At 57.0% G+C, this 12,200-nt stretch carries 9 protein-coding genes; 5 read left to right on the plus strand and 4 right to left on the minus strand.

Annotated features, from left to right (window positions below; all coding sequences use genetic code 11):
- Positions 1-3: 3 nt before the first annotated feature.
- Together ACEN84_RS02870 and ACEN84_RS02875 are read right to left on the minus strand one after the other, a co-directional pair.
- A complete protein-coding gene (locus ACEN84_RS02870; protein ID WP_413708562.1) occupies positions 4-786 on the minus strand; it encodes an amino acid ABC transporter ATP-binding protein in 783 nt (260 codons plus the stop codon).
- Between the two features lie 68 nt (positions 787-854).
- Complete coding sequence (locus ACEN84_RS02875) at positions 855-1,688, minus strand: substrate-binding periplasmic protein (RefSeq protein WP_413709030.1); 834 nt, start codon at positions 1,686-1,688, stop codon at positions 855-857.
- A gap of 199 nt (positions 1,689-1,887) precedes the next feature.
- Between ACEN84_RS02875 and ACEN84_RS02880 the strand changes: the two genes are divergently transcribed.
- The gene (locus ACEN84_RS02880; protein ID WP_413708563.1) at positions 1,888-2,607 is read left to right on the plus strand and encodes a GntR family transcriptional regulator; all 720 of its coding nucleotides are present in this window, start codon (positions 1,888-1,890) and stop codon (positions 2,605-2,607) included.
- A gap of 38 nt (positions 2,608-2,645) precedes the next feature.
- On the opposite strand, the gene ACEN84_RS02885 is transcribed toward ACEN84_RS02880, so the two are convergent.
- The gene (locus ACEN84_RS02885) at positions 2,646-3,194 is read right to left on the minus strand and encodes a cupin domain-containing protein (RefSeq protein ID WP_413708564.1); all 549 of its coding nucleotides are present in this window, start codon (positions 3,192-3,194) and stop codon (positions 2,646-2,648) included.
- A gap of 141 nt (positions 3,195-3,335) precedes the next feature.
- Here ACEN84_RS02885 and ACEN84_RS02890 point away from each other — a divergent pair, with 141 nt between their 5' ends.
- Both ACEN84_RS02890 and ACEN84_RS02895 read left to right on the plus strand, forming a co-directional pair.
- Entirely contained in the window at positions 3,336-4,670 is a 1,335-nt protein-coding gene (locus ACEN84_RS02890) for an aspartate aminotransferase family protein (protein ID WP_413709031.1), read from the plus strand.
- Between the two features lie 157 nt (positions 4,671-4,827).
- Positions 4,828-6,021 carry an abortive infection family protein gene (locus ACEN84_RS02895; protein ID WP_413708565.1) on the plus strand — a complete coding sequence of 398 codons (1,194 nt, stop codon included), beginning with the start codon at positions 4,828-4,830 and terminating at the stop codon, positions 6,019-6,021.
- A 61-nt stretch (positions 6,022-6,082) separates the two neighbouring features.
- Here ACEN84_RS02895 and ACEN84_RS02900 read toward each other — a convergent pair whose 3' ends face one another.
- Entirely contained in the window at positions 6,083-9,481 is a 3,399-nt protein-coding gene (locus ACEN84_RS02900; RefSeq protein ID WP_413708566.1) for an AAA domain-containing protein, read from the minus strand.
- Between the two features lie 363 nt (positions 9,482-9,844).
- Between ACEN84_RS02900 and ACEN84_RS02905 the strand changes: the two genes are divergently transcribed.
- Entirely contained in the window at positions 9,845-11,107 is a 1,263-nt protein-coding gene (locus ACEN84_RS02905; protein WP_413708567.1) for a hypothetical protein, read from the plus strand.
- Positions 11,104-12,150 carry a hypothetical protein gene (locus ACEN84_RS02910; protein ID WP_413708568.1) on the plus strand — a complete coding sequence of 349 codons (1,047 nt, stop codon included), beginning with the start codon at positions 11,104-11,106 and terminating at the stop codon, positions 12,148-12,150. Before ACEN84_RS02905 ends, ACEN84_RS02910 begins: the two co-directional genes overlap by 4 nt.
- The last annotated feature ends 50 nt before the right edge of the window (positions 12,151-12,200 follow it).

The following is a 12,200-nucleotide window of genomic DNA, read 5'->3' on the forward strand; positions in this document are numbered from 1 at the left end:
CTCCTATTGCTTGATGTGGAAAACGCGGTCGATGAACTCCTTCGTGCGCTCCTCCTTTGGAGAACCCAGCACCTGTTCGGGCGGACCGTCTTCGACGACGACGCCGCCAGCGCAGAAGATCACGCGCGACGCGATGTTCTTGGCAAACCACATGTCATGCGTGACGATCATCATTGGCATGTTCTGCGAGGCGAGCTGCATGATCACCTGCTCGACTTCGCTCACCAGCTCCGGGTCGAGCGCGGACGTCACTTCATCGAACAACATCAGCTTCGGATCGAGCATCAGGGCACGCGCGATGGCGACGCGCTGCTTTTGGCCGCCCGATAGCTGTGCCGGATACGCCTTTGCTTTCGCGCCCAGGCCGAAACGCTCAAGGAGTGCTTGCGCACGAGCCTGCGCCGACGCCTTCGGTTCGCCCCGGACCTTGCAAGGTGCCAGCATCAAGTTCTGGATGACGCTGAGATGCGGGAATAGCGTGTAGTGCTGGAACACCATGCCGATCCAACGGCGGACGTTGGTGTCGATCAGGGTCTTTTTGGCAGAACCTTCCGACGAGATGTACGGCTTGCCGTCGAAACTGATCGAACCGCTGTCGATCTGTTCGAGACCCATCATGACGCGGAGAAGCGTGCTTTTGCCGCCACCGCTCGGGCCGATGACGACGACGCGGTCGCCGGGTTTCATTTCGATGTCGATGCCCTTGAGCACTTGGATTGCACCGTCACCGTAGCTCTTATGCAATGCCTGCATTTTAACGAGAGGTGGACTGAAAGACATGGTCATGGCCGATCTCGGTTTACATCGAGTGCGGGGGCAGCGCCGACTTTTGAACGTCGGCGCTGTTGGCGATCTTAGTTCGAGTCCTTGAGGACCTGATCGACAGCCTTCTTGATCAGCTCGTCGACATGACCGGTCGCGACCTTTTCTTCGAGGAAGATGTTGACCACTTCCACATCTGCAGCAGACATGTTGTGCGGCAGGCCAAAGGAAACGCCCTGCTTGGCGAGCGCGGGGGTCGGGCTGAGTGCAACCGCCCAGTCTGGATTGGCCTGCGTCAGAAGTAGATTGGTGTCGGATGCATCGACAAGAATGTCGGCGCGCTTGGACGTCAGGGCCAGACGCGTCTCGTCGTTACCCGGAAGACGCATGATCGTTGCGGTTTTGACCGCAGCGGAAATGGCCTTGTCCTGCGCCGTACCCGACATGACCGCGAGCGTAACCCCGGCCTTGTCGATGTCAGCGACCGACTTGGCATCCTGAGGAATCTTCGGGTTGTTCTTATTGTAGGCGAGAGAGATCTGGTACTCCATCGCCGGGATCGAGAACTGCACGGCCATGGCACGCGCGGGAGTGCGGTTGAGCGCCAGAGAGACGTCCCACTTGCCGGCCTGCAGGCCCGCTACGATGTTGTCCCAAGTCGTATCGACGAACTCAGGCTTGACCTTGAGTGCGTCGGCGAATTCGCGGCAAAGATCCGCGTAGAAACCAGAGTACTCGCCGGTTGCGGGATCACGCATGATGTAGGGCGGCGCGACGGCGGCACCACATTTTAGAACGCCGGCCTTCTGGACGCCCTGCCAGTATCCCTCGGCGGTCTGGGCGTGTGCGGAAGTGGCGGCCATACCTGCCACCAAGGCGAGCGCGGGCATCGCCCGCATGGCGGACGTTATCATCTTCGAAAGCATCGGCATTCCTCTTTGCTGTGCGCGAAGCGCGTTGTTCCACTCGTCGGCTAGAACCGATTTTCTTATAATTACCTGTCGGCTTGGTGTCGACTGACTATAAAATGTCAACAGCGTGTCGACAAAGTCAAGGGAAAATTTTACATTGCGAGCGGCAGTATTTTCTGGCCCAATGCCGGACTTGCGAAGGAAAGGGACCTAAGTGTCTGAAGAGACTGAAACGAAGCGGGTGCGTGGGACCGGCTCGCGAAGCGTGTATGAAAGCCTGAGAAACGAAATTCTCTCGCTCGCACTTCCACCAGGGCAGCTTCTGGACGAGACGACGCTGGCAGAGCGCTTCAACATGTCCCGTGCTCCGGTGCGTGAGGCTCTTATCCGTCTCGGCTCCGACGAGTTGGTCGTCACGCTTTCCAACCGCAGCACGATCGTCGCTCCCATCGAGGTGGCCACGTTTCCCAAATATGTGGAAGCGCTCGATATCGCTCAACGCATGAACACGCGCCTAGCAGCCGCGCTGCGTACGGACGCCGACCTCAAGGTCATCGCCAAACGCGATAAGGCGTTCGCCGCCGCGGTCAAGACAGGCAATCATCTTGCCATGTCGGAAGCCAACAAGGAATTCCACATGGCGATCGCCTACGCGGGCAAGAACCAGTACCTCGCGTCCTTCTACGAAAAACTTCTGTCGCAGGGACAGCGGATGCTTCATCTCCATTTCGAGTATCTGGAAAGGACGCACGAAGGCTATTTGCTGACCGACGAGCACACCAAGATGTTCGAGGCCGTCCGTGATCGGAACATCGATCTTGCTGACGAGTTGGCGCACGCCCACACGCGACAATTCCAGGACAACTTCATCAATTTTATGCGCGAGAATTACACGACGGACGTCGCCCTCGGGCCTCTGAAGGCAGCCGAATAACGACTGCGCTTTAATCTGAACTCGTGGAGGCGAACCCGTCAGAACGTCGGAGGCGTGCATGCGCTGATGACTTCACACGGTACCGGGCCGACACATCGAAATCGGTGAGGACGCCGGCTCTCGAAGTAGTAGGCGTCTCCGGGTCCTAGGATCCGGCGTTCGTCGTCCACGGTGACCTCTAGTCTTCCCGACAGGACGACGCCTCCCTCCTCCCCTTCGTGAACCAGCGGCACCTTCCCCGTGTCGGTGCCAGGCTGGTAGCACTCCTTCAGGATTTGCAGGCTCCGTCCAAACATGGATTCGCCCACCTGTCGGTACGATATGCCGCCCTTGCCGATCTCGACAAGCTCCTCGGCTGCATAGAATGCCTTCTTCGGCGTCTCGGGTTCGAGAGCGAAGAACTCTGCCAGCCCGATCGGGATGCCGTCCAGGATCCGCTTGAGAGCTCCCACTGAAGGATTCGTACTGTTCGACTCGATGAGCGAGATCGTCGAGTTGGGCACCCCCGTCTTCTTTGCAAGCTCGCGCTGCGAAAGGTTGTGGGCGGTCCGGACGTATCGCAGACGGTTTCCGATATCGAAGGTCATGAGGCGCGTGTTCTTGTTGTTCAAGATAGCGAAAACATGCCACGCGAATGACCACATTTCAACGACTTATGCCGCCGAAGAAAAGGGCTTGTTCGTCTCCGAGAAATGGCTGAAACCTCTGCGACGCCGATGGAGGGCAAGATGGATCAGATCAATATGAAAAACGAACCGGTGCTGGATAACTTCTGGATGCCGTTCACCGCGAACCGCCAGTTCAAAGCCGCGCCGCGTCTGCTCGCCTCCGCGGAGGGCATGTACTACACCGACGTGGACGGCAACCGGGTGCTTGACGGCACGGCCGGCCTGTGGTGCTGCAACGCCGGCCACGGCCGCAAGAAGATTTCGCAGGCCGTAGAGCGCCAGCTTTCGACGATGGATTTCGCCCCCACGTTCCAGATGGGCCATCCGATCGCCTTCGACTTCGCCTCCAAGCTTGCAAAGATCGCGCCTGGCGGACCGGACAACAGACTGGACCGCGTCTTCTTTACCGGATCGGGCTCCGAGTCGGTGGACACCGCCTTGAAGATTGCGATCGCCTACCAGCGCGCGATCGGGCAGGGTACCCGCACGCGTATCATTGGACGCGAGAAGGGATATCACGGCGTCGGCTTCGGCGGGATTTCCGTAGGTGGCCTCGTCAACAACCGCCGCATGTTTCCCCAGATCCCGGCGGACCACATGCGCCATACGCTCGACATCGAGCGCAATGCGTATTCAAAGGGCCTTCCCGAGCACGGCATCGAACTTGCGGACGATTTGGAGCGGCTCGTCCAGCTACACGGCGCAGAGACGATCGCCGCCGTCATCGTGGAGCCGATGTCCGGATCTGCGGGCGTCATCCTTCCTCCCAAGGGCTACCTGCAGAAGCTCCGCGCCACTGCGGACAAGTACGGCATCCTGGTCATTTTCGACGAAGTCATTACCGGCTTTGGTCGTCTCGGCACTCCGTTCGCAACCGATTATTTCGGCGTGGTTCCCGATCTCGTCACGACCGCGAAGGGCCTCACCAACGGCACCATTCCGATGGGCGCGGTGTTCGCGAGCCGTAAGGTTTACGACGGCCTGATGGTCGGCGCCGAGAATGCCATCGAGCTGTTCCATGGCTACACCTACTCCGGCCATCCTGTCGCCTGCGCCGCAGGCATCGCCACGCTCGAGATCTACGAGGAGGAAGGCCTTCTGATCCGAGCGGCCGAGCTTGCCGACTATTGGCAGGACGCGCTGCACTCGCTGAAGGGCACTCCGCACGTGGTCGACATCCGCAACCTCGGTCTCGTCGGCGCGATCGAACTGGCCCCACGCGACGGCGCTCCGGGAACGCGCGCCTATGATGTGTTCGTTGACTGCTTCAAGACGGGCTTGCTGGTGCGTGTAACCGGCGACATCATTGCGCTCTCCCCGCCACTGATCGTCGAAAAGTCCCAGATCGACGAGATCGTCTCGACGATCGGCGGCGCTCTAAAGCGTGCTGTATAAGGGGCACCTGCGAGCCGCTGGTCGGCTCGCAATTTTGTCCTGTTGAAGTCCAAAGCACTGAATCGATGAGATAAAGTTCGATATCGGGCACAGGAGTTGCAGCAGTTAGGTGGTGACGCTTGACTAGGACTAGAACATCCTGATTTGATCACTGACAATGACCACTTCGCCACCTCAAATGATCCGTGACCTCCGCACCGAGCTTGCAAATGCAATTGCGGATTTCAAAGCTTACGACGTGCCCGGGGTTTGCAGCCGCCTGGGCCTAGCGGATGGTGATGGCTCCGAGGCGTTCAATAGCAAGTACAAGTACGCCATGAGCAGGCTCGCGGCCGTCCCGGCAGAAGAGATTCTGCCCATGGCGAAGAAGCATCTGCAGGAAGTCAGCAGCTATCGTCTGTCTGAGCAAGTTGCGAAGCTCGAAGAGATTGGGCAACCCGCGATCACAGAAATAACACGCCGGCGGCTGCTGTCCGTGTTCAAAACGCGGCCATTGACCACTGAAATGGAAGAGGTTGAATTCTTGCAGCGGGTCTGGCCCGTCGCGGCAATCCCATCCCCATATGACTCTTCTGGCGGCATCCTTGACGATATCTATCAGCACACCGTGCGGAACTATGATTGGGAAACTGACGAGACACTGATCCACCTTGGCTTCCTGACCTGTTCGCAAGCCCAGCTGTTCCGGTTCCTTGAGGAAGTCACCGCGCCAATTGCTCAAACATCCGATGCGCAGGCAGCTATGGTCGCGGAGTTGAACAGTCACCTTCAGCATGACGATTTCCGACTTGCCGTGGTGAGAAAGGTTTCCGGGTCTCCAATCTTCAAAATGCAGCGCGCTGTTCTAGGCAGCCCAGCTGATCAGGGTATCAGTGCGGCTCTTCGGGCTTTCGACCCGGACGATGTTCACGATCGATGGATAGCTGCAGTCGAACGTCGTGCCGACGATCCACGTGGCGCCATCACATTGGCGCGCACCCTTCTTGAGGACGTCTGCAAATGGATCCTTGACGAAGCGCAGACTGAGTACCCCGACAACGCTGATCTGCCGGTTCTATATCGGAAGCTTGCCAAGGTTCTCCGACTGGCGCCCGACGATCATACGGAACAGACCTTCAAGCAGCTCTTGGGCAGTTGCCAGCAGATTGTCGAACTTCTTGGATCTCTGCGCAGCAAACTAGGCGACGCACATAGTCCCGTTCCCAAGAAGGCGAAGCCGCAACCTCGCCATGCCGAGCTTGCCGTGAACCTGTCCGGCACCATGGCGACCTTCTTGGTCGAGACTTGGCGGGCCCGGAAAATTGAAAGTGCCATCCCCGCACCTGTCGAACGGAGCACCACGGACGTCTAACGGAGCTCTTACCTGCGCGGGCTTGCCGCCATATCGCGCACCATGAACGATCTTCAAGCCTCTATGCTTCTCTGCGCCGAAGACTGCCAACGATGGTGCTGATCTCCTCGTCGAGATGCCGCCCTCGGTAAACGAACGACGTCTCGTGGCGCGCATATTGGCCATGTCGATCGGCGCTGAGCCAGTTATAGGAACCGATGCAAAGAAGATCCGTGTCGATCGCCACGATCTTGCTGTGCAGCTTCGGAAGCTTGTGCAGCCGAACGCCGATCCTCGAGAGGTCCTTCTCGACCGCTTCCATCTGACTTAATCCATCGGCAGCAGGGCCGAGATTGAGCAGTGGGTCAGCGAAGACGTCGATCTCGGCGCCTCGCTGGACGGCGGCCTTGAAGGCGGCGAGAATTCCAACTCGTTCCATTGTGGAAGCGATCACCCAGGGGCTAACGATGGTGTAGCGGCGACCACCGCCGGACAGCGCGTCCAGCAGGAAGGCATCATGTCCGGCTGCATCTCGCAGCATTTGAATCTGACCGCTGCCCTGCTTCAGGTCCTCACGTGGCTCGACGGCAAACTCAAGCGCGTTCCGCTCCGATGCGAACAGGAAGTCCGCAAGTATAGCCCTTGGCGACCCGGCTTTCGCTGCAGCCATGAGGTCCATATCGCCAAATACCAGGCAACTGTCCTTTGCCCGTGAGACCATCACGTTCAGCATACTGGGAGAGGCGTCGATAAAACCACCGTCTGCGTGTTTCGAATAGACGGGCGAGAAGATGACGACGGGTCGCTCGGCACCCTGCAGCGCGTGCACTGTTCCGATGGTCATGCCATCGCGCCCTTCGACCGCGATCCTTCGCCCGGCGCAAGCGCCTCGAATTTCGCGAACCTGCCGGCCAAAAGGAGTGACGATGGCAACAATCTTTTCCAAAGGCCTGCCATAGCGGGTCTCCAGCCCGGTCCGGTTTGCATCGAGCCAAGCAGCAATTGTTTGCGCCTCGAGCGAGTTGCAACGGCTGCTGCCCGACATGAGTGCTCGGCCGTCAATTTGAAGATATCCGAGGGCCGGAAGACCAGCGTTTGGCGGGGCCGTTCCTCGCAACGGTCGCAGCTTGCCCTTGTAGCACAGGGCATTGCTGAAGCTGATGATCTCGTCGTAGCAACGACGGTGTTCAAAGAGATAGAGACCCTTCTCGAGATCTGCGTAAGGGGATACTCGGCAGGCTTGCTGTGCAAGGCGCATGGCGCTGCCATTGGTCGAGGAGACCCCGCGGTCGATAAGTGTTTCGATGCCTGCTTCGCTCGACAAAAGGCCACTGTGTCGGAGATTGGCCACGTCGACAGGCCGAGGAATTGACGAAATCGGTTCAATCTGTTGGGTGTCACCGATCACCAGAGCGCGCTTCGCCAACGAGAAGGCGGCTCCGGAAACTTCCGGCAAGACCTGCCCGGCTTCGTCGACGATCAAGAGGTCGATGAAATTGAAGAGATACTCGGTCGCCCATTTTCCACCGTCGCGGCGGGTGTAAGTCACTTTGCCTGGCAGGCTGGCGAATGTTGCCACGGCGCAGGGTGTCAGCATCATCCGGCGGAGCCAGCGGGGAATAACTGTCGCTTTGCCGTTTTTCCCTTTGGAGGCGACGATACTGGCAAGATCAGCTTCCATCGCCAGAAGCCAGCGACCTTCCCAGTAATGTGTTGCCAAAAGGAAGAGGGAAAACCGAACATCCAGATCTGCCTGACGTTCCAATTCTGCGACGTCGGCAGCCCCGCCCAGGAGCTCCCTCGCCTTGGCCCAGTTCTTGTCCGCCTCATGGAAATCAAGGCGCAGAGCTTTCGCCGTTGCGAGTGACAGTTCGGCGGATTTCAGAGCATCCTCGGCCGCCCGAAGTTCGGCTCGAACCTTATCGTCGATCTCTGAAACCCGCCTGGCATTCTCCAGCCCTGGTACAAGATCGCCGATGGCAAGCCGGGCCCGCGCCGCGCGTTTCTCTTTGACGGAGGTCAAAAAACCGACCACCGCGGTCAACGATGACTCTGACGCTAGATGCTGATCCAGTGCGGTCCTCGCCGCACGAAGCTTCCCGACAGCAGCCGTTCGTCTCGCGGCCTCTTCGGCGCGCAGCGCCTCCGTCGCCGCCGGATCTGGGCCAAGGTTTGTTTCGAGAACAGAGGCGGCGTGGCGATATGCATCGATGGCGCGATCGATCTGCTCCAGCTTGTCTACCTCGCTCACCATACGCTTCTGCAGGGCCGCAACCACGGTCCCTACATCGGGGTTTGCAAGTTCAGGGAATGCTGTCCGTGCAGCCTCGAGATAGACGCTCTTGGCGCGCTCGACATAGGCTACTGTCTCGCGCTCCACTTGAAACTCTTCGGTCTGATAGCGACGGGCTGCTTCAAGACGCCGGGAATGCGATGCAAGGAACAATCCGAAGCTTTCCACCTCAGGCAGCCACCGCCCTGCAAACGGACCCACTCCCCTGTCGAAGTCTTTCCCGAAAGCGTCGATAATATTCGTCACTGCTTGGTTGTTGGACGACGCCGCCACGATCACCGGCGGATCTTCCCCACGAAGTGCTGCACGCACCCAAAGGCCTGCGACCGCCGATAACAGCATGGTGGTCTTGCCGGTCCCAGGCGGGCCGTTCACGGCGATTACCTCTCCCGGTGCCGAGGCATCCAGCCACGCAAGCACCTGCCTTTGCTGTTCAGCCAATGGGAAGTTCGGGTTTGAGTGGCCAAGCCGCCGGGAAAACTCCTGTTCAATCCGATGGTCCAGGTCCGCGGCGGTTCCCGCTGGCTGCGCAATTTGCTTCAGCAATGGCGTATCGGGCTGCTCGGCTAGAAGCTTGTCATAGAGGTCGAGGATTCCCCGGACCGTCGCGTTCGCATCCTCAGCCAGTTCGAGAAACCCGGAACCTATCGGCTGATAGTCTGCGTCTCCGCGCGGCCACCCCTGCGAAACGGCATCCACCATTTTGCGGCAGTGGCCGAGGTAGTTGTCCCAGGCATCGTCACCCGACATATCGGGAAGAGGTGTTTCGGTTAGGAATGCATCCAAGGCATCGACCGAACCGATGGCAAACTCACCGGTCGGAAGTGGCGTCAAGAGATCTCGAGCGAGTGCATTGCGCAGTGGTGTGATTTGTCCACCCCGATCGATTGTTGCCTCGGTGACGACCGGCGCAACCAGTTCCGGCAATCCGCCGGCTCTCGCTTCGCCGTGTGAAGACTTTCGCGCCGTGACGAGTGGCCAAAACCGAATGGCGACGGTCGTAACCGCAGTCTGGCCCCGGAAGAGCTGTTCCAAAACCTCTGCTGGCAGCAAACCGGTTTTCAACGCAACTGCAGGGATTTCAACAAACCGCTTGCGATCGGCCTGCGTGAATTTTCCTTCACCCAAGGCGCCGTCGGCCAGTGAAGCCCGCCAGTAGCTCAAAATATCGCGGATGCTCTCAATCATTATATCTGCAACATCTAGAATGGTCTTTAGGATGACACAGGCTTAAAAGCAAAAGTGCAAAGTAATCATTACTCTGCATCCAGTGCAGCACTGCAATCGCATGAGGTCTCTTCAAAATAGATTATTTCAACGAGGCAAGTTCAGCGGATCCTTTAAAACCCAGCTCGTTCGCATTCTACGTTCCCAAATTGCCTGTCTTCAGCTCCTGCCTGAGGTCACAAACCTCTGTCGAGTTTCGATGCGATCCACGGTTGCGCATCAGTAAAAAGCAATCTAGTTAAAAGGTACGCCGGTGGCAATTTAGATTCGCTTTTACTTGCCACCTCCCAATTTGGCCATTTAGACTTCCCTGTAGGCACTCAGATGGATAAAAAAACGCAAGGTTCTTGGCTCGTTCACCATACAAACAAGCTCCAGGGAGTGACCAATCAGGTTGGATTCGAGAAAACTTTCCTCGCTGGAAAGGCCGGAATACTTCTGTCTGCAGTTTCGGCTAACAGGCAGATTACCATCGGTAACGAACGACTCAACGTACTAGCGCAAGCGGCCAACATCAATACTACGTTTGAGCTCCCAAAGCTCTTAGATGTTCTGCAGCAGCAGAAGCTCATTGATCGGTCGACGAATGGAATCGCAGTCCTGGGCGTGACGACGTCTACGGCCCTCGAAAGAACTGCTGATATATTCGAATCTTTGTCACCCCGTGCACAAGAATCTGCAGCAATCAGTCTCGCAGAAAGAGCGTCTGTTTCCCCAGTTCTTACCAAGGACATAGCGGAAGAACTCGCGCATAATTTTAGTCTCGTAAAAGCAGACGTCAGCCAGCTGTTCAGTGACTCTGAGACGATTGGCTTCGTCGACACAGAGCGGCTTGGAACAGCCGATACGTTGCTTTTCAACGGAAATCTGTTTCGCCGTGACACTACGCAGAAAATAAAGGCGGTTCTAGACTCTCTCAAACCGGCGGAACAGACCGCATTGACTGAACTGACTGAGACGTTGCGAAAGCGGGCATGTGTTTCAACGGACTACGCTGTGAAAGTACTCGGCGAACCCCTCTTTCAGAAAGTGACAGCCGTGGGCCTTTTTGATATCAGCGTCGTCAGTAACTCGACAGAGGACGTGGGCTTCGTGACGCTGCCTTCAGCGTTTTCAAAGTTTAGCAGCTCCATGATCGATGACGCGTTCGACCTCGCGAAAGCGTTCGTCAGCTCAGTCACGTATGGTATGACCAAAAGCTCTTGGGCGCGCGGTCAAATCCAGATGATTGATGCGCTGTTGAGCGCCCTAGTCCGAGGGGAGAGTGTTGGGCCAGTCCGGGCTATAGCTGAAGACTATAAGGTCCTTGAGCTGAAAGGCGTGGTCGAGGTGAAGCAAGGCTCAAAGAACGGACGCACCGGACCGATGCTGAGGCTTTTGAAGAAGGAGGTCGGCGAATTGGCACTCCAAGCCATTCGACAAGGTGATGTGAGTGAACATTCTTTGAATGCACTTCCTACTGCCGCGGTGACCACGTTCGACGGCCCTGAAGCCAATCGAGAGAAGGTGCGCCGAGTCCAGACCAAAGTAAGTCCGCAAGCAACAAATGATATGCTTTCAATACTGCGGAAGGGTGGCGGGTTATGAAAAGAGATGACACGCAAGTGTCTAAGGGCGCGAAAATGGAAGAGCTCTTGCGAGCATACTTCCTCAAAGCTGGCTACTACGTCGTTCGGGGCGTTCCATTCGTTTACGAAGGTTTTGATGTCACAGATATAGACCTGTGGCTGTATAGCCGGACATCTTCTGTTTCTAGGGAAGTTACGATCGTTGACGCCAAAAATCGAAAAACTCCGCAAGCGATCGAGCGCATCTTTTGGGTTCAAGGGTTAAGGGCGGCTTCTAAAGCCACAAACGCAATTGTTGCCACGACAGACAAGCGGCCGGAAGTTAAGGATTTTGGCCGAGACCTTGGCGTGGTTGTGCTCGACGGAGGATTTCTCAGTAAACTCGCTACTGCAGAAGACCCGACAGAGAACAGGCTCTCTGACGAAGAGTTTTATGCCAAGATAAACCAATACTCGCTGAGTAAGTTGGATGGCGACTGGAAAGGTCGAGTTGTCTTCTCTAAGAGTTTGCTGTCCAAGGGATTATCATTTGACAATTGTAACGAATGGCTCGCTCAGGGGAAATTCTTCGCGGAGCACGCGGTAACTAAAGGCAATCAGCGGGAAACGGCACTGCGATGCCTTTATCTGATATGTTCATTTACCGCTATCGCCCTGGATTTTGTCATGAAAGAGGCTTCGTTTCTGGAGCCTGGCGAGCGCAGCAAGTTCATGAGGGACGGTTTTACTTACGGCTCTCGTGGTAGCGCGGGTATGAGAAGAGTTTTGAACGTCGCGATGGGTCTCGTAGAACAACATGCAAATGAAGGTCCCGCGATATCGAGACAGGTCAGAGTGAGTGTGGAGAGACAACTAGAACAATTGAATACGGCCGCCCTCGGAGAATTTTTCTCCAAGAATGACGTTGCGCGCGCGCTTTTCAGCGTCGGCCGTGAGTTCGAGCAACTCGCTTTGGCAAAAGAATTTAGATCTCACAATTTTGCCAGTGTTGAGCTGAAAAGCATTCTCTTCAGCCTCGTTGATTCCTGGCATATTGATAGAGTGATCTTTTCGGCCGACTGACCTCTGACCGTCGTCAGAACCGAGAACACTTAAGATAGCTGGCTGGGGGA

The organism is Rhizobium sp. Rhizsp82, assembly GCF_047325115.1.
GTDB lineage: Bacteria > Pseudomonadota > Alphaproteobacteria > Rhizobiales > Rhizobiaceae > Rhizobium.